Origin of the sequence: Streptomyces sp. Go-475 (assembly GCF_003330845.1) — a bacterium.
GTDB lineage: Bacteria > Actinomycetota > Actinomycetes > Streptomycetales > Streptomycetaceae > Streptomyces.
Window position 1 is genome coordinate 1,457,271 of record NZ_CP026121.1, and the last position, 18,936, is coordinate 1,476,206.

At 72.0% G+C, this 18,936-nt stretch carries 20 protein-coding genes; 7 read left to right on the plus strand and 13 right to left on the minus strand.

Going from position 1 to position 18,936, the window contains the following annotated elements; translation table 11 throughout:
* Window positions 1-36 precede the first annotated feature (36 nt).
* Together C1703_RS06615 and C1703_RS06620 are read left to right on the plus strand one after the other, a co-directional pair.
* Window positions 37-1,098, plus strand: a complete 1,062-nt coding sequence (locus tag C1703_RS06615; RefSeq protein WP_114251006.1) for an FMN-binding protein — start codon at window positions 37-39, stop codon at window positions 1,096-1,098.
* Window positions 1,091-1,894, plus strand: coding sequence for an FAD:protein FMN transferase (locus C1703_RS06620; RefSeq protein ID WP_232840420.1), 804 nt, complete (start codon window positions 1,091-1,093; stop codon window positions 1,892-1,894). The genes C1703_RS06615 and C1703_RS06620 overlap by 8 nt, the downstream gene beginning before the upstream one ends.
* Before the next feature lie 70 nt (window positions 1,895-1,964).
* Here C1703_RS06620 and C1703_RS06625 read toward each other — a convergent pair whose 3' ends face one another.
* The 6 genes from C1703_RS06625 to C1703_RS06650 form a co-directional block, all read right to left on the minus strand.
* Entirely contained in the window at window positions 1,965-2,510 is a 546-nt protein-coding gene (locus C1703_RS06625) for an arginine repressor (RefSeq protein ID WP_031114708.1), read from the minus strand.
* A gap of 7 nt (window positions 2,511-2,517) precedes the next feature.
* Entirely contained in the window at window positions 2,518-3,717 is a 1,200-nt protein-coding gene (locus C1703_RS06630) for an acetylornithine transaminase (RefSeq protein ID WP_114251007.1), read from the minus strand.
* Window positions 3,714-4,625, minus strand: a complete 912-nt coding sequence (argB, locus tag C1703_RS06635) for an acetylglutamate kinase (RefSeq protein ID WP_114251008.1) — start codon at window positions 4,623-4,625, stop codon at window positions 3,714-3,716. Before argB ends, C1703_RS06630 begins: the two co-directional genes overlap by 4 nt.
* Entirely contained in the window at window positions 4,622-5,773 is a 1,152-nt protein-coding gene (gene argJ, locus C1703_RS06640) for a bifunctional glutamate N-acetyltransferase/amino-acid acetyltransferase ArgJ (protein ID WP_114251009.1), read from the minus strand. The genes argB and argJ overlap by 4 nt, the downstream gene beginning before the upstream one ends.
* Entirely contained in the window at window positions 5,770-6,798 is a 1,029-nt protein-coding gene (argC, locus tag C1703_RS06645; protein WP_114251010.1) for an N-acetyl-gamma-glutamyl-phosphate reductase, read from the minus strand. The genes argJ and argC overlap by 4 nt, the downstream gene beginning before the upstream one ends.
* A 123-nt stretch (window positions 6,799-6,921) precedes the next feature.
* Window positions 6,922-9,405 (minus strand): alpha-L-arabinofuranosidase C-terminal domain-containing protein, encoded by a 2,484-nt coding sequence (locus tag C1703_RS06650; protein WP_114251011.1) that lies wholly within the window; start codon window positions 9,403-9,405, stop codon window positions 6,922-6,924.
* A gap of 134 nt (window positions 9,406-9,539) precedes the next feature.
* Here C1703_RS06650 and C1703_RS06655 point away from each other — a divergent pair, with 134 nt between their 5' ends.
* Complete coding sequence (locus C1703_RS06655; protein ID WP_114251012.1) at window positions 9,540-9,980, plus strand: DUF6314 family protein; 441 nt, start codon at window positions 9,540-9,542, stop codon at window positions 9,978-9,980.
* Here the strand turns inward: C1703_RS06655 and C1703_RS06660 are convergent.
* From C1703_RS06660 to C1703_RS06670, 3 genes are all read right to left on the minus strand, one after another.
* Complete coding sequence (locus C1703_RS06660) at window positions 9,962-10,555, minus strand: histidine phosphatase family protein (RefSeq protein ID WP_114251013.1); 594 nt, start codon at window positions 10,553-10,555, stop codon at window positions 9,962-9,964. The genes C1703_RS06655 and C1703_RS06660 overlap by 19 nt on opposite strands.
* A gap of 73 nt (window positions 10,556-10,628) precedes the next feature.
* On the minus strand, window positions 10,629-11,069 hold the full coding sequence (locus C1703_RS06665) for a GNAT family N-acetyltransferase (protein ID WP_114251014.1): 441 nt from the start codon (window positions 11,067-11,069) through the stop codon (window positions 10,629-10,631).
* Window positions 11,070-11,109: 40 nt separating this feature from the next.
* The gene (locus C1703_RS06670) at window positions 11,110-12,546 is read right to left on the minus strand and encodes a PLP-dependent aminotransferase family protein (protein WP_114251015.1); all 1,437 of its coding nucleotides are present in this window, start codon (window positions 12,544-12,546) and stop codon (window positions 11,110-11,112) included.
* Between C1703_RS06670 and C1703_RS06675 the strand changes: the two genes are divergently transcribed.
* Together C1703_RS06675 and C1703_RS06680 are read left to right on the plus strand one after the other, a co-directional pair.
* Complete coding sequence (locus C1703_RS06675; protein WP_114251016.1) at window positions 12,545-13,465, plus strand: DMT family transporter; 921 nt, start codon at window positions 12,545-12,547, stop codon at window positions 13,463-13,465. The two genes, C1703_RS06670 and C1703_RS06675, sit on opposite strands and share 2 nt — an antisense overlap.
* Before the next feature lie 91 nt (window positions 13,466-13,556).
* Window positions 13,557-13,757, plus strand: a complete 201-nt coding sequence (locus C1703_RS06680) for a DUF1918 domain-containing protein (RefSeq protein WP_114251017.1) — start codon at window positions 13,557-13,559, stop codon at window positions 13,755-13,757.
* A gap of 1 nt (window position 13,758) precedes the next feature.
* Here the strand turns inward: C1703_RS06680 and C1703_RS06685 are convergent, their stop codons facing one another.
* The gene (locus C1703_RS06685) at window positions 13,759-14,994 is read right to left on the minus strand and encodes a family 10 glycosylhydrolase (RefSeq protein ID WP_114251018.1); all 1,236 of its coding nucleotides are present in this window, start codon (window positions 14,992-14,994) and stop codon (window positions 13,759-13,761) included.
* 174 nt (window positions 14,995-15,168) lie between these two features.
* On the opposite strand from C1703_RS06685, the gene C1703_RS06690 reads away from it, so the two are divergent.
* Window positions 15,169-16,044, plus strand: coding sequence for a 3-hydroxybutyryl-CoA dehydrogenase (locus C1703_RS06690; RefSeq protein WP_114251019.1), 876 nt, complete (start codon window positions 15,169-15,171; stop codon window positions 16,042-16,044).
* 21 nt (window positions 16,045-16,065) lie between these two features.
* Here C1703_RS06690 and C1703_RS06695 read toward each other — a convergent pair whose 3' ends face one another.
* The gene (locus C1703_RS06695; RefSeq protein WP_114251020.1) at window positions 16,066-16,296 is read right to left on the minus strand and encodes a hypothetical protein; all 231 of its coding nucleotides are present in this window, start codon (window positions 16,294-16,296) and stop codon (window positions 16,066-16,068) included.
* A gap of 218 nt (window positions 16,297-16,514) precedes the next feature.
* Between C1703_RS06695 and C1703_RS06700 the strand changes: the two genes are divergently transcribed.
* Window positions 16,515-16,772 (plus strand): hypothetical protein, encoded by a 258-nt coding sequence (locus tag C1703_RS06700; RefSeq protein WP_114251021.1) that lies wholly within the window; start codon window positions 16,515-16,517, stop codon window positions 16,770-16,772.
* Between the two features lies 1 nt (window position 16,773).
* Here the strand turns inward: C1703_RS06700 and C1703_RS06705 are convergent, their stop codons facing one another.
* Both C1703_RS06705 and C1703_RS06710 read right to left on the minus strand, forming a co-directional pair.
* Window positions 16,774-17,319 (minus strand): NUDIX hydrolase, encoded by a 546-nt coding sequence (locus tag C1703_RS06705; protein ID WP_010045251.1) that lies wholly within the window; start codon window positions 17,317-17,319, stop codon window positions 16,774-16,776.
* Window positions 17,320-17,425: 106 nt separating this feature from the next.
* On the minus strand, window positions 17,426-18,766 hold the full coding sequence (locus C1703_RS06710; protein ID WP_114251022.1) for a transcriptional regulator: 1,341 nt from the start codon (window positions 18,764-18,766) through the stop codon (window positions 17,426-17,428).
* Window positions 18,767-18,936: the final 170 nt, after the last annotated feature.

The window sequence follows — 18,936 nt, forward strand, 5'->3', positions numbered from 1 at the left end:
CGGGACACCAACGGCCCTTCAGGAGCTTGAGAAACGATGAGGAAGTCTCACCCCGTCCGGCGTGCCGTGCTCGCCGGCGCAGCCACCGTCTCCGGGATCGTGCTGCTGCTGTCGCTGAAGCCGGCCTCCGACCCGGGTTCCGCCCAGGCGGCGGGGCAGGCACCGCCCGCGGCGGCCGGGCAGGCCCCGCAGGGCGGCGTGAACGGCGCGGTCACCGGTGACGCGGCGCAGACGCAGTACGGCGCGGTGCAGGTCCGCCTGACCATGGCCAACGGCAAGATCACCCAGGCCGAGGCGGTCCAGGCGCCCAAGGGCGGCCGCAGCGACCAGATCACGGCCAGCTCCGTGCCCCGCCTCAACCAGGCGGCGGTCGCCGCGCAGAGCGCGGACATCGACGCCGTGTCCGGGGCGACGTACACCAGCGCCGGCTACAAGAAGTCCCTCCAGTCGGCCCTGGACAAGGCCAAGGCGGCGGGCGGTGCCGCGCAGGGCTCGGGCGACGCCCAGACCGTGACGGGCGATGTGGCGCAGACCGAGTACGGCCCGGTCCAGGTGCGGGTCACCGTCGCCGGCGGGAAGATCACCAAGGCCGAGGCGGTCCAGGCCCCCAAGGGCGGCCGCAGCGACCAGATCACGGCCAGCTCCGTGCCCCGCCTCAACCAGGCGGCCGTCGCCGCCGGGAACGCGGACATCGACGCGGTGTCCGGCGCGACGTACACCAGCGCCGGCTACAGGAAGTCCCTCCAGTCGGCCCTGGACAAGGTCCCGGCCGGGGGCGGCTCCTCCCAGGCCGCCGGCTCGGGCGGCGGCCAGGCACAGCCCCAGACGCAGACTCTCACCGGCAGCGTGGCGCAGACGCAGTACGGCCCGGTCCAGGTGCGGGTCACCGTCACGGGCGGGAAGATCACCAAGGCCGAGGCCGTCCAGGCCCCCAAGGGCGGACGCAGCGACCAGATCACCTCCGCCTCCGTCCCCCGCCTCAACCAGGCGGCCGTCGCCGCCGGGAACGCGCAGATCGACTCCGTCTCCGGGGCCACCTACACCAGCGCGGGCTACAAGCAGTCCCTCCAGTCGGCGCTGGACCAGGCCGGTGGCTGACACCGTGGCCGACTCCGCTCAGGCTCCCGCCGCGGTACGTCATGCGGAGGAGACGATGGGGACCGTCTTCTCCCTCGACGTCCGCGGCGGGGAACCGGCCGCCGTCCGCGCGGCCCTGGACGAGGTCGTGGCCGGGCTGCACCGGGTCGACGAGGTGTTCAGCACCTACCGCGAGGACAGCCAGGTCTCCCGGCTGCAGCGCGGTGAGCTGACCGTCGGGGAGTGCGATCCCGAGGTCGCCGAGGTCCTGGAGCTGGCGGCCGAGGCGGAACGGCTGAGCGACGGCTGGTTCAGCACGACGTACCAGGGCCGCCTCGACCCGACCGGCATCGTCAAGGGCTGGGCGGTCGAACGGGCGGCACGGCGGCTGGCGCAGGTGCCCGGGGTGTGCGGGGTGAACGTCAACGGCGGCGGCGACGTGCAGTTGCTCGGGACACCGGGTGGGCAGCGGCCGTGGCGGGTGGGGGTCGCCGACCCGATGCGGCCGGGAGGTCTGGCAGCGGTCATCTCGGCCGCGGGGGCCGACGAGCTGTCCGTGGCGACGTCCGGTACGGCGGAGCGGGGCGCGCACATCGTCGATCCGCGCACGGGCCGTTCGGCCGTGACCGACCTCGTCGCCGTGACGGTGGTGGGGCCCCGCCTGACCTGGGCGGACTGCTGGGCCACGGCGGCGTTCGCCATGGGCTCGCGGGAGGGCCTGGCATGGCTGGAGTCGCTGCCGGACGTGGAAGCGCTGCTGATCACGGCCGGCGACGAGGTGCGCTGCACCGGAGGGCTGGCCGCACGACTGGGGTGAGTGAAGCCGACCCAGGGGCGCGGGGAACCGCGCGACCGGCCACAACCCTCCCGCACCCGGCGACGAGCACTCAGTGCCCGTTCTGCGCCAGCCTCAGCAGATGATCCGCCAGTGCCTGCCCACCCGTCGGCTCCCTGCTGATCAGGAGCAACGTGTCGTCACCGGCGATCGTCCCCAGGATGTCGTGCAGCTCGGCCTGGTCGATGGCCGAGGCCAGGAACTGCGCGGCCCCCGGGGGGGTGCGCAGGACCACGAGGTTCGCCGAGGCCTCCGCGGAGATCAGCAGCTCCTGCGAGAGCCGCCGCATCCGCTCCTCCTTCGCCGACCCGCCGAGCGGAGCCCGGGGCGTGCGGAAACCGCCCTCGCTCGGCACCGCGTAGATCAGGTCGCCGTCGGTGTTGCGGATCTTCACCGCGTTCAGCTCGTCCAGGTCCCGGCTGAGCGTCGCCTGCGTGACGCTCAGCCCGTCGTCGGCGAGCAGCTTCGCCAGCTGGCTCTGCGACCGCACCGGCTGCCGGTTGAGGATGTCCACGATCCGGCGGTGGCGTGCGGTGCGGGTCTGCGGCACGGCGGGCCCGTTCGCCCCCGGCTGCTCGTGGTCCTGCGCCTGGCTCATCGTCGTCTCATTCCCCGGATCGTCCGTCCCCGTTCACTGCCTGGAGGATGCCGGGCAGCGCGCCCAGGAACGCGTCCACCTCGTCGTCGCGGAGGTTCAGCGGCGGCATCAGCCGGACGACATCGGGGGCGGGCACGTTCACCAGGAAACCGGCCTCCTGAGCCGCCTGGCGCACCTGCGGCGCGAGCGGCTCGGTGAGCACGATACCCAGGAGGAGACCCGCGCCCCGGACGAAATCGATCAACTGGTGACCGAGGCCCTCGATTCCGTCCCGCAACCTCTCGCTCTGCCGCTTGACGTTCTCCAGCAACCCCTCGTTCTCGATGGTGTCGAGGACGGCGAGCCCGGCGGCGCAGGCGACGGGGTTGCCGCCGAACGTCGTGCCGTGCTGGCCGGGCTGGAGCAGGTCGGCCGCGCGCCCGAAGGCGACGGTGGCGCCCAGCGGCAGCCCGCCGCCGAGCTGCTTGGCCAGGGTGACGATGTCGGGCAGCACGCCCTCGTGGGCCTGGTACTCGAACCAGTGCCCGGTCCGGCCGATGCCGGTCTGCACCTCGTCGAGGACCAGGAGGGCCCCGTTGGCGGCGGTGATCGCCCGGGCGGCCTTGAGGTAGCCGGCCGGCGGGACGACCACGCCCAGCTCGCCCTGGATCGGCTCCAGGATGACGAGCGCGGTCTCCTCGGTGACCGCGGCGGCCAGGGCCTGCGCGTCGCCGAACGGCACGTGGGTGACGTCACCGGGCAGCGGCAGGAACGGCTCCCGCTTGCCGGGCTGGCCGGTCAGCGCCAGGGCGCCCATGGTCCGGCCGTGGAAGGCGCCCTCGGTGGCCACGATGTGGGTCCGGCCGGTCAGCCGGCCGATCTTGAAGGCGGCCTCGTTGGCCTCGGCGCCGGAGTTGCAGAAGAAGACCTTGCCGTCCCGGCCGAAGAGGCGCAGCAGCCGCTCGGCGAGGGCGACGGTCGGCTCGGCCATGAAGAAGTTGGAGATGTGGCCGAGGGAGCCGATCTGCCGGGTCACGGCCTCCACCACCGCCGGGTGGGCGTGGCCGAGGGCGTTGGTGGCGATGCCGCCGACGAAGTCGAGGTAGGGGTTGCCGTCGGCGTCCCAGACCCGGGTGCCCTCGCCGCGGGCCAGGGGCAGCAGCGGGGTGCCGTAGTTGTTCATGAGCGCGCCCTGCCACCGCTCGGCGTACTCCTGCTGGGCGGTCATACGGCATCCCCCTGTTGCTCGTCGGGCACGACCATCGTGCCGATTCCCTCGTCGGTGAAGATCTCCAGCAGGATCGAGTGCTGGACCCGGCCGTCGATGACGCGGGCGGTGGTGACGCCGTTGCGCACGGCGTGCAGGCAGCCCTCCATCTTCGGCACCATGCCGGAGGACAGGTCCGGCAGCAGCCGCTCCAGCTCGGAGGCGGTGAGGCGGCTGATCACCTCGTCGCTGTTCGGCCAGTCCTCGTAGAGGCCCTCGACGTCCGTGAGGACCATGAGGGTTTCGGCGCCCAGTGCAGCAGCGAGTGCCGCAGCCGCCGTATCAGCATTGACGTTGTAGACATGTCCGTCGTCCTGGGAGCGGGCGATGGAGGACACGACCGGGATGCGGCCGTCGGCGAGCAGGGCCTCGATCGCGCCCGTGTCGATCGCGGTGATCTCGCCGACCCGCCCGATGTCGACGAGTTCGCCGTCGATCTCGGGCTGGTGCCTGGTGGCGGTGATGGTGTGCGCGTCCTCGCCCGTCAGGCCGACGGCGAGCGGCCCGTGCTGGTTGAGCAGCCCGACCAGCTCGCGCTGCACCTGGCCGGCCAGCACCATCCGGACGACGTCCATGGCGTCCTCGGTGGTCACCCTGAGGCCCGCCTTGAACTCGCTGACGATGCCGTGCTTGTCGAGGGCGGCGCTGATCTGCGGTCCGCCGCCGTGCACGACGACCGGCTTGAGGCCGGCGTGGTGCAGGAAGACGACGTCCTGGGCGAAGGCGGCCTTGAGGTCCTCGTCGATCATGGCGTTGCCGCCGAACTTGATGACGACCGTCTTGCCGTTGTGCCGGACCAGCCAGGGCAGCGCCTCGATGAGGATCTGGGCCTTGGGGAGCGCGGTGTGTTTGCGCGTCGGAGTGCTCATGAGGAGTAGGCGCTGTTCTCGTGGACGTAGTCGGCGGTGAGGTCGTTGGTCCAGATGGTGGCCGTCTCGGACCCGGCGGCGAGGTCGGCGACGATGTGCACCTCGCGGTAGCGCATGTCGACCTTCTCGCGGTCCTCGCCGACGCCGCCGTTCTTGCAGACCCAGACGCCGTTGATGGCGACGTTGAGCCGGTCCGGCTCGAAGGCGGCACTGGTCGTGCCGATGGCGGAGAGCACCCGGCCCCAGTTGGGGTCCTCGCCGTGGATGGCGCACTTGAGGAGGTTGTTGCGGGCGATGGAGCGGCCCACCTCGACGGCGTCGTCCTCGGTCGCGGCGTTGATCACCTCGACCTTGATGTCCTTGCTGGCGCCCTCGGCGTCCCGGATGAGCTGCTGGCCGAGGTCGTCGCAGACCTGGCGTACGGCCTCGGCGAACTCCTCGTGGGCGGGGGTGACGCCCGACGAGCCCGAGGCGAGCAGGAGCACGGTGTCGTTGGTGGACATGCAGCCGTCGGAGTCGACGCGGTCGAAGGTCGTGCGGGTGGCCGCGCGCAGGGCCTTGTCGAGTACGTCGTCGTCCAGGTCCGCGTCGGTGGTGAGGACGACGAGCATGGTGGCGAGGCCGGGGGCGAGCATGCCCGCGCCCTTGGCCATGCCGCCGACGGTCCAGCCGTCCTTCGTCACGACGGACGTCTTGTGGACGGTGTCGGTGGTCTTGATGGCGATGGCGGCCTTCTCGCCGCCGTGCTCGCTCAGCGCCTCGGCGGCCTGCTCGACACCCGGGAGCAGCTTGTCCATCGGCAGCAGGACGCCGATGAGGCCGGTCGAGCAGACGGCGACCTCGATGGCGCCCCGCCCGAGGACCTCGGCGACCTTCTCGGCCGTCGCGTGCGTGTCCTGGAAGCCCTTCGGCCCGGTGCAGGCGTTGGCTCCGCCGGAGTTGAGGACGACGGCGGACACCTGGCCGCTCTTGAGGACCTGCTCGGACCACAGCACCGGGGCGGCCTTCACGCGGTTGGAGGTGAAGACGCCGGCGGCGGCGCGGCGGGGGCCGTTGTTGACCACGAGGGCCAGGTCCGGGTTGCCGTTCTCCTTGATCCCGGCGGCGATGCCCGCCGCCGTGAATCCCTTCGCTGCCGTCACGCTCACGGCGCAACTCCGATCGTCGTCAGTCCGGTGGTCTCGTCGAGACCCAGGGCGATGTTCATGCTCTGGACGGCACCGCCCGCGGTGCCCTTGGTGAGGTTGTCGATGGCGCTGATCACGATGATCCGTCCGGCGGTCTCGTCGTACGCGACCTGCACCTGAACGGCGTTCGAACCGTAGACGGACGCCGTGGCGGGCCACTGCCCCTCGGGGAGCAGGTGCACGAAGGGCTCGTCGGCGTAGGCCTTCTCGTAGGCGGCGCGCAGGGACTCGCCGGTGACGCCGTCGGCCGCCTCAGCACTGCACGTGGCGAGGATGCCGCGGGGCATCGGCGCCAGGGTCGGCGTGAAGGACACGGTGACCGGCTGCCCGGCGGCCGCGCTGAGGTTCTGGGTGATCTCGGGCGTGTGCCGGTGCCCGCCGCCGACGCCGTAGGGGGACATCGACCCCATGACCTCGCTGCCCAGCAGGTGGGGCTTGGGCGCCTTGCCCGCGCCGGACGTGCCGGAGGCCGCGACGATCACGGCCTCGGGCCCGGCCAGCCCGGCGGCGTAGGCCGGGAAGAGGGCCAGGGTGACGGCGGTCGGGTAGCAACCGGGTACCGCGATGCGCTTGGACCCCTCCAGCGCAGCGCGGGCACCCGGCAGTTCGGGGAGGCCGTAGGGCCAGGTTCCGGCGTGGGGCGAGCCGTAGAACTTCTCCCAGGCGGCGGCGTCGGTGAGCCGGAAGTCGGCGCCCATGTCGATCACCAGCGCGTCGGGCCCGAGCCGCTCGGCGACGGCGGCGGACTGCCCGTGCGGCAGCGCGAGGAAGACGACGTCGTGGCCGGCGAGGACCTCGGGGGTGGTCTCCTGGAGCACGCGGCCGGCCAGGGGCAGCAGGTGCGGCTGGAGCGCACCGAGCTTCTGCCCGGCGTTGGAGTTGCCGGTCAGGGCGCCGATCTCGACCTCGGGGTGGGCCAGGAGCAGACGCAGCAGTTCCCCGCCCGCGTATCCACTCGCTCCGGCCACTGCCGCACGTACCGCCATGGAATCCTCCTCCTCAGAGGGCATGACTATACGTTTCGCTGCACGTTTATGCAATCTGTTCGGTGACTCGCGCGCGAGTGGGCCGCTGCCCGGAGGACAGCGGCCCACGAGGAGAGACGGGTGCTACCTCTGCTTGATCCTCAGGAACGTGACGGAGTTCGCCGGGAACGTGTAGGTGAACTTCCCGGCCACACCCCGGAAGGTGGACGTCACCGGAGTCACCGGCGTGTCCGTCTCCGTGTTCACCGCGTCCTGGTCGGCGGCCAGTGTGGTCACGCGGGCGGTGGAGGCGACCTTCGCGCCGCCCAGGTCGACGGACGTGCGGGCCTCGGCGGACTGGGCGTTGACGACCTTGACGATCAGGTCCCCGGTCTTCGCGTCCTTGGTGACGACCTGGCGGAACGGCTCGGCCGGCTTGTCGTCCTTGAAGCTGCCCCATTCCTTGCCGTCGAGGAACAGGGTGACCTGGCGGCCGCGGACCTTGATGTCGATGTCGTAGGCCCGGCCCGTCTCGATCGACCCGGCCTTCGTCATCAGCGTGCCCTTGCCGCCGTCCACGGCCTGCTCGATCGCGGACTGGGTGTTGTTCCAGCCGCCCAGGTTCCACCAGTAGTAGTTGCCGGTGTCCTTGACGCCGAAGGCGACGAGGAAGCCCTCCTTGCCGGACTTCTTGGTGGCCTTCACATGCAGGTCGTAGTCGTGCCAGGCCGGGTCGCCCGCGGTGACCATGGTGTTCTCGGCGGCGGCGTCGGTCTGGACGTACTGCCCGTCCTGGATGCTCCAGCTGCCGGCGCCGGTGTGCTTCCACTTCGAGGCGTCACCGGAGAAGTCGTCGCTCAGCAGGGTCGAGCCGTCCGCCGAGGTGACCTTCACGTCGTCGTACGCGGCACTGGTCGCCCACGTCGACAGGCCGACGGCGCCGGTGATGGGGCCGCTGACGTTCGGCGTGGTGGTGGCCTTCGACGGGACCACGCGGTCGCCGACGTTGGTCATGAACAGCTTCTGGACCTCGTAGTTGGCCGAGTTCCAGGAGGCCCGGTTGTTGAACCAGATCATGTCCGGCCGCCACTGCACGTAGTCCTCGTTGGCGAGCAGCGGGGCGTACGAGGCGAGCTTGACGATGTCCGCGTTGCGCTCCAGGCCGGTCATGTACGCGGCTTCGGCGAGGCCGTTCTTCCAGGCGTTGCCCTGGGAGGCGTACTCACCGAGGAAGACCTTGGGGCCCTTGCGGTCGTAGGAGTCGTAGCGGTCGTTGTTCTGCAGGAACCAGTTCGGGCTGTTGTAGTAGTGCTCGTCGACCATGTCGACCTTGCCCTCGCGGTTGAGCTGCCAGGCGGTGTCGAAGGTCGTGCCGGCGTCGTCCGGGCCCGAGTTGGAGATGACGGTGATGTCCGGGTACTTCGCCTTGATGGCGGCCCGGAACTGCTCGAAGCGGGCGAAGAACTCGCGCGGGAGGTTCTCCTCGTTGCCGACCCCGATGTGGGTCAGATGGAAGGGCTTGGGGTGGCCCATCTGGGCACGCACCTTGCCCCACGTGGAGGTCGCCGGGCCGTTGGCGAACTCGATGAGGTCGAGGGTGTCCTGGATGTGCCGCTTGAGCAGGGCGTCGTCGTCGGTGGCCTTGTTCTGGCCGCAGCCGGTCACCAGGGCGGGGACGACGGGCAGCGGCATGGCGCCGATGTCCTCGGAGAAACGGAAGTACTCGTAGTAACCGAGGCCGTAACTCTGGTTGTAGCCCCAGAAGTTGGCGTTCGTGGCGCGCTGCTCTACGGGTCCGATGGTGTCCTTCCACTGGTAGCTGCGCTTGCGCTGCCAGCCAGAGGCCTCGCTGTAGTCCTCCATGGAGCCGGTGTTGACCAGGCAGCCGCCGGGGAAGCGCACGAAGCCCGGCTTCAGGGCGGCGATCTTCTCGGCGAGGTCCTTGCGCAGGCCGTTCGGCTGGTTCTTGTAGGTGTCGCGCGGGAAGAGCGAGATCTCGTCGAGCGCGACGGCGTTCGTCGCGGCGACGGCGAGCCGGCCGCGGTTGCTCGTGCGGGTGGCGGTGAAGGTGGCCTTGTACTTGGCCCAGCCGCCCTTCGCGGCGACCTGGCGGGCGGTGGCCAGGCTGCCCGCGGCGTCCTTCAGCGAGACGGTGAGCGTGCTGCCGCTCTCGGCGCGGGCCCACACGGAGAAGTCGTACTTCTTGCCCTGCTCGACCCGGATGCCGGTGTTGTAGCCGGCGTTGGTGACGGACGAACCGGCGCCCAGGGAGAGGTAGTTGCGGTTGCGCTCGTTGAGCCGGCCCGAGTCGTTGACGACCTGGGCCGTGCCGCCGACCGTCCAGGACGTGAGGGGCGTGTAGGAGCCGTTGTCGGCGGTGGAGTACTCGAAGGAGCGGTTCTGCACGAGTTCGGCGTACAGACCGCCGTCGGCGGCCCGGTTGATGTCCTCGAAGAAGACGCCGTACATCGTGTCGTCGATCTTCGCGCCCTGGGCGGACGGGTCCACGGTGATCGCGTAGTCGGTGACGTCCTCGGCGTGCGCGGGGGCCGGTACGAGGGCTGCCGCCGTCAGGAGTGCGGTGGCCGTGAGACCCAGTCTCCATCGGGTGCGGGCGGTGCGTGGCATGGATACTCCGCGGCTCTCTAGAGGAGTGTTCGAAATATCAGACATTGATCAGCACTTCGAACGGCAAGATAGGGAGGGGGCCGAGGCGCGTCAATGGGTCGCGCAGCAACGGTCGGGACGGAGAGCGGTACGGGATGGGCGAGTTCTGGCCAGTGCCGGACGTGCTGGCGTATCTGGCCGGGCGCTGGCGCGTGACGCGGTCGGTGCGGGATCTCGCGAGCGGCGCGGAGGGCGAGTTCACCGGCGGCACCCGCTTCGACGCGCAGGAGGCCGGCGGGTTGCTGCACCACGAGTCCGGCACCTTCGTCTGGCAGGGCGTCGCCCGGCCCGCCGAGCGGACGCTGCGGTTCCTGCCCGGCCCGGGCGGCACGGCGGACGTGCGGTTCGCGGACGGGCGGCCCTTCCACGACCTGGACCTGTCGTCCGGCCGGCACATCGCCGACCACCCCTGTGCGGCGGACCTCTACCGCGGCGAGTTCACGGTGATCGACGCGGACCGCTGGCGAACGGTGTGGCGCGTGCGCGGCCCCGCCAAGGACCTGGTGCTGGCCACCGACTACGTACGCGAGGGCTGAGCGGAGGAACCGTCGAACCGCAGGTTCCAGCGCCCCGCGCGGCCCGTCACCGAGGTCGTCGACAACGGGCGGACGTCGATGTTCCAGTACGTCGAGGGCGGCGCCTTCAGGACGTACACCAGCGCGGCCCGGATCACGGACGGCTCGGCCACCGCCACCACCCGGCAGCCGTCCTCCACGGGCCGGGTGTCGAGCCAGCCGCCGACCCGGGCGATGAAGTCCGTTAGCGACTCACCGCCGTGCGGTGTGGCCAGTGGGTCGGCGAGCCAGGCGTCCACGGCCGCGGGCTCCCGGGCCATCGCCTCGCCCAGGGTCAGCCCGCGCCACCGGCCCATGTCGCAGTCGCGCAGGCCGAGCTGCACCAGCGGCGCGTACCCGAGCCCCTCCCCCGTCGCCCGGCTGCGCGGGGCCGGCGAGCAGTAGCGCAGCTCCGCGGCGGCGAGCGGCAGCAGCTCGTGGGCGACGCGCTCCACCTCGCCCCAGCCGGCCTGGTCCAGCGGCCGGTCGTCCTCGAAACGCTCGGCGAGCAGCGGTGCGCTGCGCGCGGCGGCGACGAACGTGACCCTCAGTGGCATGCGGTGATGGTCTGTGCAGCAAGTGCGCAGGTCAAGAGGTGTTACCTGGGAGTTACCCAGGGTGGGTCGCGCCTCACCGCTCGAATATGAGCGCCATCCAGTCCTCGGGGCGCTCCAGCGCGGCGAATCCGTGTTTCGCGTAGACCCCGTGGGCGTCGAGCGTGGCGAGCAGGACCCGCCGCACCCCGTACCCCCGCAGCTCCTCCCGTACGGCCGCCACGAGGGCGGTGCCGACTCCCTTGCCGCGCACCGACGGGTCGACGTACACGTCGCACAGCCACGCGAAGGTCGCCCGGTCCGTGATGACGCGGGCGTACGCCACCTGCTCCCCCGACGCCCTGTCGTACACACCGAAGTTGAGCGAGCCCTCGATCGCCCGGTCCTGCGTCTCGCGGGGGCGGCCCAGCGCCCAGTACGCGTCGGTGGACAGCCAGCGGTGGACGCGCTCGGCGTCGACGCGGGCGGGGTCGGTGGAGATCTCGTAGCCCTCGGGCAGGCTCGGCGCGGCGCTCATGGAGGGATGCTCCCAGGCCGTCCTCGGGCGCGTCGAGCGGTTATCGCCGCACCTCGTCGCAGGCCGTCCGCAGCCGTCGTACCCCCTCCGTGATCTCCCCGGTGCCCGCGACCGCGGCGAAGCTCAGCCGGACGTGGGCGGCCGGCGGCTCGGCGCTGAAGTAGGGGCGGCCGGGGGTGATCGCGACGCCGGCGCGCAGGGCGGCGGCCACCAGGGCCGCCTCGTCGGTGCCGTCGGGCAGGCGCGGCCACAGGTGGTAGCCGCCGGACGGGATGTGCGGCAGCGCCAGGTCCGGCAGGTGCAGCGCGAGCGCGGCGGTCATCGCGTCCCGGCGCGCCTTCAGCTCCGCGGCGACGGCCCGCAGATGGCGCGGCCAGGCGGGCGAGCCGACGAGTTCGAGCGCGGCCTCCTGCAACGGCCGGGGCACGAAGAAGGTGTCGACGACCTGGATGGCGCGCAGCCGCTCCAGCACCGGGCCGCGCGCGGCGAGGGCGCTGACCCGGAAGCTGGGCGAGGTCGCCTTGGTCAGCGAGGAGACGTGGACGACGACACCGTCGGGGTCGTCGGCGGCCAGCGGACGCGGCAGCGGCCCCGCGTCCTCGTGCACGAGCCGTCGTACGAAGTCGTCCTCGACGACGAACGCCCCGGCCTGGCGGGCGATGCGCAGCACCTCGGCGCGCCGCCCGGGCGCGAGCACGGCGCCGGTGGGGTTCTGGAAGAGCGGCTGGCAGACGAAGGCCGGGGCGCCGGTGGCCCGGAACGCGTCGGCGAGCAGCTCCGGCCGCACACCATCGGCGTCCACCGGGACGGGCACCGGGCGCAGGCCCGCGGCCCGGGCGATGGCGAGCATGCCGGGGTAGGTCGGGGACTCGACCAGGACGGGGGCGCCGGGCGGGGCGAGGGCGCGCAGGGCGGTGGTGAGCGCGGACTGTCCGCCCGCGGTGACCAGCACCTCGGCGGCGGTGACGGCGCCGCCGATGCTCCGCGCGAACCATTCGCGCAGCTCGGGCAGCCCCTCCATGGGCGGACGCCCCCAGGCGCCCGGGCGGCGCCCGGCCCGCGACAGCGCGGCGGCCATCGCCCGCTCGGGCTGGAGCGACGGGTGCAGATAGCCGCCGTTGAGCTCGATCACGCCGGGCGGCGGGGCGGCCAGTGACACCAGCACCCCGGAGGCGTCCACCGAACGCGGTACGAGGTCCGCGGCGCCGTCCGCGCTGAGCGCGACCTCCTGCCAGGAGGTGTCCCCGGCGGGGTCCGGTGCCGTCCGCGGCTGTGCGCGGAAGGCGCCCGCGCCGGGGCGGGTGACGACCAGTCCCTCGGCGGCGAGCTGCGCGAGGGCCCGCGAGACGGTCACGGGACTCACCCGGAACCGCTCGACGAGGGCCCGGCTCGACGGCAGCTTTTCACCCGGAGAGTAGCGGTCGAGCTCCCGCCGCAGCCGTTCCGCCAGTTCACCCACACTGCTACGCTCTTGCATGAGAGCACAGAGTAGCGCTACTACCGCACCCCCGATAGCAGTCGCCACCCCGGGCAGGGACCGCCCCGGCTTCGGCACCCTCCAGGCCGCGCTCGGCGTCGTCGCCTTCTCCCTCACGTTCCCGGCCACCGCCTGGGGGCTGGAGGGCTTCGGGCCCTGGTCGCTGGTCGCCGTGCGCAGCGTCCTGGCCGCGGTGATCGCGGGCGGTGCCCTGCTCGTGCTGCGCGTGCCGGTGCCCGCCCGCCGTCACTGGCCGGGCCTCGCGGTCGTCGCGGCCGGTGTCGTCCTCGGCTTCCCGCTGCTGACCACGCTCGCGCTGGAGACCTCGACCACCGCGCACGCCGCCGTCGTGGTCGGCCTGCTCCCCTTGACCACCGCGCTCTGCTCCGCCCTGCGCGTCGGCGCCCGGCCCTCGCGGACCTTCTGGATCGCGGCCCTCGCGGGCGCGGCGGCCGTGCTGGCCTTCACCGCGCAGCAGAGCGGCGGTGCCCTGACCACGGCCGACCTGTACCTCTTCGCGGCGCTGCTGGTGTGCGCGGCCGGCTACACCGAGGGCGGCCGGCTGGCCAGGGTCATGCCGGGCTGGCACGTCATCGGCTGGGCGCTGGTGCTGTGCCTGCCGCTGACCGTGCCCGTGGCCGGGTTCGCCCTGGCGCAGGAACCCGTGCGGCTCACCGCGCACAGCGTCACCGGACTGCTCTGGGTCGCCGCGGGCTCGCAGTTCCTCGGGCTGGTCGTCTGGTACCGGGGCATGGCGGCCATCGGCATCCCGAAGGCCAGCCAGTTGCAGCTGGCCCAGCCCCTGCTCACACTGGTGTGGTCGGTGCTGCTGCTGGGCGAGCACCTGGCGGTGGCCGCCCCGCTGACGGCCGCCGCGGTGCTGGTCTGCATCGCCGTCACACAACGGGCGCGCGGCTGAGCAGGCGGCGTACGGCCCCTGCCGATCCGCGTCCCCCGCCGTAGACTCAAGGCCACGGACCGCTGCTCCGCACCTCGTGAGGAGGCCCCAGATGCGCGCAACCGTGGGCGACCAGCTTGTCCAGCACGGCAGGGTGGTCGGTCAGCACGACAAGGTCGGCGAGATCGTCGAAGTGCTGGGCGCGGAGGGCAACCCGCCGTACCGCGTCCGTTTCGAGGACGGGCACGAGGGTGTGTGCTCGCCGGGACCCGACACCGAGATCCGCCACCGGGAGACGACCACCGGGCCGTGATTCAGCGCGGGGGGTTCGCCGGTTGCCCGTAGTGGTCGGCGACCACCCTCGCCATCGCCCCGATCCGATCGGCCGCCACTTCCCTGGCGGCGAAGAAGACGTGCCCGCGCACCTGCGCGTGCTTCCCGGCGAGCGTCAGGTGCCGGGACAGCTCGGCCGGGTCCTGCCAGGCCGCGGGCTGCGCGGGGTCACCGGCCTTGTACAGCGCCTCCCCCACGTAGAGCTGCGTGGAGGTGCCGCGCGCGACCTCCGCCCACCAGGGCAGGAGTTTCGCGTAGTCGGCGGCGGCGAAGCCGATGTTCCAGTAGAGCTGCGGGACGATGTAGTCGATCCAGCTCTCGCGCACCCACTTCCGCGTGTCCGCGTGCAGGTCGTCGTACGTCTGCACGCCCGCCCGCGTGTCCGAGCCGAGCGGGTCGGTCGCGGCGTTGCGCCACACGCCGAAGGGGCTGATGCCGAAGCGGGCACCCGGCCGGACCTCCTTGATGCGGGCCGCCGTCTCCCGCACCAGCCGGTCGATGTTGTCCCGCCGCCAGGCGGCCCGGTCCGGGAAGCCGGAGCCGTGCTCCTCGTAGGCCGCGTCGTCGTCGAAGCTCTGGCCCGCCACGGGGTAGGGGTAGAAGTAGTCGTCGAAGTGGACGCCGTCGACGGGGTACTTCGCCACCGCGTCGAGCATCGCGTCCTGCACGAACGCCCGGACCTCGGGCAGCCCGGGGTTGTAGTAGAGCTTCCCGCCGTACGCCACCACCCACTCGGGGTTCTTCCGGGCGGGGTGCGAGGCGGCGAGCCGGGTCGGGTCGGTGTGGGCGGCGACCCGGTACGGATTGAACCAGGCGTGCAGGTGCAGGCCACGGGCATGGGCCTCCTCGACGGCCGTGCCCAGCGGGTCCCAGCCCGGGTCCTTGCCCTGGGTGCCGGTGAGGACCTGCGACCACGGCTCGTACGGGGAGGGCCACAGGGCGTCCGCCGCGGGCCTGACCTGGAAGAACACGGTGTTGAGCCGGCTGCGGACGGCCGTGTCGAGGTGGGTGAGGAGTTCGGAGCGCTGCTGCGCCGCGGTCAGCCCCGGCTTCGAGGGCCAGTCCCGGTTGGCCACGGTCGCGAGCCAGACGCCCCGCATCTGCGCGACCGGCGCCCCGCCCCGGTGCCCGGAGGCGGCCGACGCCGGAGGCATCATCGTGAAAGCCGACAGCGCCGCCACCGCGAACGCCCTGCGTGAGACTCGTCCCATCCGCATGCCCCAAAAAGCCGCGGATCCGCCCGGTCGCGGATCGCTCCGGGCCCAGCATGCCCGACGCGGACCCGACCCCCGCGATCGATCATCGATACTTGGGAGTAACGTGCACGAACGGAGCAGGCACCGGGATCCGGCGGACCTGCCCGGTCGTGGATCAGCAGCGAAAGGGACGATGTGACGGACATCCCAGCGGGAGACATTGCACGCGTCGGAGTCGTGGGCTGCGGTCAGATGGGCGCGGGGATCGCCGAGGTGTGCGCCCGGGCCGGCCTGGACGTCATGGTCGCCGAGACCACCGGCGAAGCCCTGGAGATCGGCCGCACCCGGCTGTTCAACTCCCTGGCCAAGGCCACCGAGCGCGGCAAGATCACCGAGGAGGAGCTCGAGGCCACGCAGGCCCGGCTGAGCTTCACCACGGACCTCGGCGAGTTCGCCGACCGTGACCTGGTGATCGAGGCCGTCGTCGAGAACGAGCAGGTCAAGACCGAGATCTTCCAGGTGCTCGACCAGGTCGTGACCCGGCCGGACGCGATCCTGGCCTCCAACACCTCCTCCATCCCGCTGGTGAAGCTGGCGGTGGCGACCGCGCGGCCCGACCAGGTCATCGGCATCCACTTCTTCAACCCGGCCCCGGTGCAGAAGCTCGTGGAGCTGATCCCGGCGCTCACCACGTCCGAGGGCACGATCAGCCGCGCCCAGCTGTTCACGGAGAAGCTGCTGGGCAAGCACGCGATCCGCGCCCAGGACCGCTCCGGTTTCGTGGTCAACGCGCTGCTGATCCCGTACCTGCTCTCCGCGATCCGCATGTTCGAGACCGGCATCGCCAGCCGCGAGGACATCGACAACGGCATGGAGATGGGCTGCGCCCACCCGATGGGCCCGCTGAAGCTGTCCGACCTGATCGGTTTGGACACGGTCGCCTCGGTCGCGCAGTCGATGTACGAGGAGTACAAGGAGCCCCTGTACGCCGCTCCCCCGCTGCTCCAGCGCATGGTCGACGCGGGCCGCCTGGGCCGCAAGACGGGCTCGGGCTTCTACACGTACGGCTGACCGCCCGGGTCGCACCCCGCCTCAGCGCCGCCGCTCCTCCGGCCACGGCCGGAACCGGCGGCGCCCCCATTCCGCCGCCCGCTCGTTGAGCCGGCGGCGCAGCCATCCCATCCACAGGGCGAGCGGAGTGGCCACGAGAGCGACGAGCAGCGCCGTGCCCCATCCCATGCCGCCGGAGGCGTACCGGAACACCACGGCCAGCAGCGCGTAGAGCGCCAGCGCGTACGCCGCGTTCTTCTGCCCCTTCGTCATGCGGCCCGAGTACCCCCGCAGGCCGGTTACGGTGGGTCAGGTTTCGGCCAACCGGCGGGCCCGGCACCGGATCGGGTGCCGGGCCCGCGGCATTCACACACCGTGTGCGCGGCGGGCTCGCATATGCCCTCCGCACACTCTCCCCAGGCGCCCACCAGGCGAGTTGACTCCTCAGCGCATGCAAGGGATGTGCAACGACTACGGAAAGGAACGGACTCGTGACCGTCGATCCCGAGCATCCGGTCGTTCATGGAGAACTCGCAGAGTTACGACGCCGCCTCGATGTGGCGTACGCCCGCGTCGAGGGCGGCCTGGCACTGCTCCGCCACCGCACCGAGGAGACCGCCAAGGAGATCGAGGAACTGAACACCCGGATCCACACGCTGGAGCACGCGCGCTGGCCGCTGCCCGCGGTCGCCGCCCTCACCGCCGTGGGTGCCCTCGTCGTCGCGATCTGGCAGGCGCTGGGACACTAGTTCAGGGCAATGTGTCCTGACCGAGCCTGAGATGGTGCAGCAGAAGTAACGCGGCCGCCATGTTGGCGGCCGGGACCTCCCCGCGGGCGACCATGTCGGGGACGAGCTTGAGGGGCACCCACTCCCGGCGGTCCGACTCGAAGTCGTCCACGGGGTGCCCGACGTACTCGCCCTCGTCGGCCCAGTACACGTGGTGCCGGGCGTCGGTGAGCCCGTTGGACGGCTCCACGCTCATGAGGTGGTGCAGGGGTCCCGGCCGCCAGCCGGTCTCCTCCTCCAGTTCCCTGGCGGCCGCGCGGGCGACGTCCTCGCCGTCCTCGACCACTCCGGCCGCGAGTTCCCACCCCCAACTGTCCGTGATGAAGCGGTGCCGCCAGAGCAGCAGCACCTCGTTGGCCTCGTTCACCACCGTGGCCACGGCGACCGGCCGCAGCCGTATGAGGAAGTGGTCGAGGTGCCGGCCGTCCGGCAGTTCGACATCCGCGAGATTGACGCTGAACCAGCGGTTTGAGTACACACTTTGTTCGTTGTGTTTCGTCCACTGCACGGTTCTGCCACCTTCCGTCGAGTAAGGGGCAATATCGCAGCAGGGACGTAGGGACAGCAGGCGCACAGGAGGCGGCTCGGGATCAGGCGGACGCCGCCGTTCCCGTCTACAACGGTACGCGCAGTGCTCCGTCGATGAGTTCGGCGGCCTCGGCCGTGCCCGCGCACCCGCTGCGCACGAGGTGCTCGCGCACCGCGCGCAGCCGGTCGCGCAACCGCTGGGACTCCATGCCACGGGCCTGCTCGGCCATCTGCACGGCGATGGCGACCGCCTTGTCGGCGTTGCCCTGCCGCAGCTCGATGGTGCTGAGCATCGCGAGCCGGTGCACACGCCCCCGGTCGTGCGCCGGGTTGTCGACGGCGGCCGCGGCATGTTCGCCGGCGGCCGCGATCTCCCCGAGGCTGAGCAGCGCCTCGGCCACCTGGACGTTGACCAGACCCGGCTGGACATAGCCGGTCTCGTCGGGTTCGTAGCCGCGCCGGATGCGCTCGGCGGCCTGCTCGGCCCGGCGGATGCAGGACAGGGCGCTGCTGCCGTCGCCGAGATGCGCGTACGCCTTGGCCTGCATCGCATAGAGGTCGGAGGCGAGCGCCGGGGTGATGTGCTTGCCGGCGGCCCGCAGCGCGGCCTCCGCGAAGGCCACGGCCTGCCGGTACTCCCGCATGAACAGCGACTGGTTGACCAGCAGGGCGATGACGTACGCCCCGAGCCCCCGGTCGCCGCTGGCCTTGGCCAGGCGCAGCGCCTGGTGGAAGTAGCGCTGGGCGAGCCCGTGGGCGTCGGAGTCGTAGGCGCAGATGCCGGCGACCGCCACCAGCCCGCCGGTGGCCCGGTGCAGCTGGCGACCGGTCTCGTCGGTGTAGCTGCCGCGCAGCAGCGGGGCGGCCTCGGCGTTGAGGAAGCCGACGATCCGGGCGCGCGTCGCGATGCCCCCGGCCTTGCGGTACATCTGCTCGTAGTGGGTGCGGGCGGCCCGCAGCATCTCCAGGTCGCCCGGGGTGACGCGGTGTCTGCCGCCGCGGGAGACGTCGACGTCCTCGGGCGGGTTCTCCCACTCCCACACCGGCATGACGGCGGGCGTGCCGGTGAGCGCGGGGGCGCCCAGGATGTGCGGGCGCTGCTGCTGGTCGGAGCGCCACAGGGCGGTGGCCCGTTCGACGAACCCGGAGAGCGAGCCGGTGTGCGGTGCGGCCGGCTCGCCGGGCACGCCGAGGCCGATGTCGTCGAGGGTGACGTGCCGTCGCAGCCGGGCCGCGAGCACCTCGCAGATCAGGTCGGGCACTTGCCCCCGGGGGCGCTGCCCTTTCAACCACCGGGCGACGGCGGTGTGTTCGTACCGCAGGGACAGGCCTCGCGCCCGTCCCGCCTGATTGACGTGTGCGGCCAGCCCCGCGTGCGAGATCCCCGCCTCGTCCAGGATCGCGTCGAGCAGAGTGTTGGGCTGCATGTGGGCCCCCCGGGTGGCTCGGTGCGGCCAGGTTAGTGGTTCCGGGTTCACACGGGGTGTGAACGGAGTGCCCGAATCCGCACTGTGCGCGCGCTGTCGCTCTGTGTCGCCGGCCGGTTGACTGAAATGCCTCGCAAGAGGCCGGCCGGGCCGCCGGCTCCCCCTCGTAC

What these genes read in the sequence shown, in the direction of transcription:
- C1703_RS06615 (WP_114251006.1), top strand. Translation starts at nt 37, where the DNA reads ATGAGGAAGTCTCACCCCGTCCGGCGTGCCGTGCTCGCCGGCGCAGCC.
- C1703_RS06625 (WP_031114708.1), bottom strand. Translation starts at nt 2,510, where the DNA reads ATGAGCCAGGCGCAGGACCACGAGCAGCCGGGGGCGAACGGGCCCGCC.
- C1703_RS06630 (WP_114251007.1), bottom strand. Translation starts at nt 3,717, where the DNA reads ATGACCGCCCAGCAGGAGTACGCCGAGCGGTGGCAGGGCGCGCTCATG.
- argB (WP_114251008.1), bottom strand. Translation starts at nt 4,625, where the DNA reads ATGAGCACTCCGACGCGCAAACACACCGCGCTCCCCAAGGCCCAGATC.
- argC (WP_114251010.1), bottom strand. Translation starts at nt 6,798, where the DNA reads ATGGCGGTACGTGCGGCAGTGGCCGGAGCGAGTGGATACGCGGGCGGG.
- C1703_RS06650 (WP_114251011.1), bottom strand. Translation starts at nt 9,405, where the DNA reads ATGCCACGCACCGCCCGCACCCGATGGAGACTGGGTCTCACGGCCACC.
- C1703_RS06655 (WP_114251012.1), top strand. Translation starts at nt 9,540, where the DNA reads ATGGGCGAGTTCTGGCCAGTGCCGGACGTGCTGGCGTATCTGGCCGGG.
- C1703_RS06660 (WP_114251013.1), bottom strand. Translation starts at nt 10,555, where the DNA reads ATGCCACTGAGGGTCACGTTCGTCGCCGCCGCGCGCAGCGCACCGCTG.
- C1703_RS06665 (WP_114251014.1), bottom strand. Translation starts at nt 11,069, where the DNA reads ATGAGCGCCGCGCCGAGCCTGCCCGAGGGCTACGAGATCTCCACCGAC.
- C1703_RS06675 (WP_114251016.1), top strand. Translation starts at nt 12,545, where the DNA reads ATGAGAGCACAGAGTAGCGCTACTACCGCACCCCCGATAGCAGTCGCC.
- C1703_RS06670 (WP_114251015.1), bottom strand. Translation starts at nt 12,546, where the DNA reads ATGCAAGAGCGTAGCAGTGTGGGTGAACTGGCGGAACGGCTGCGGCGG.
- C1703_RS06680 (WP_114251017.1), top strand. Translation starts at nt 13,557, where the DNA reads ATGCGCGCAACCGTGGGCGACCAGCTTGTCCAGCACGGCAGGGTGGTC.
- C1703_RS06685 (WP_114251018.1), bottom strand. Translation starts at nt 14,994, where the DNA reads ATGCGGATGGGACGAGTCTCACGCAGGGCGTTCGCGGTGGCGGCGCTG.
- C1703_RS06695 (WP_114251020.1), bottom strand. Translation starts at nt 16,296, where the DNA reads ATGACGAAGGGGCAGAAGAACGCGGCGTACGCGCTGGCGCTCTACGCG.
- C1703_RS06710 (WP_114251022.1), bottom strand. Translation starts at nt 18,766, where the DNA reads ATGCAGCCCAACACTCTGCTCGACGCGATCCTGGACGAGGCGGGGATC.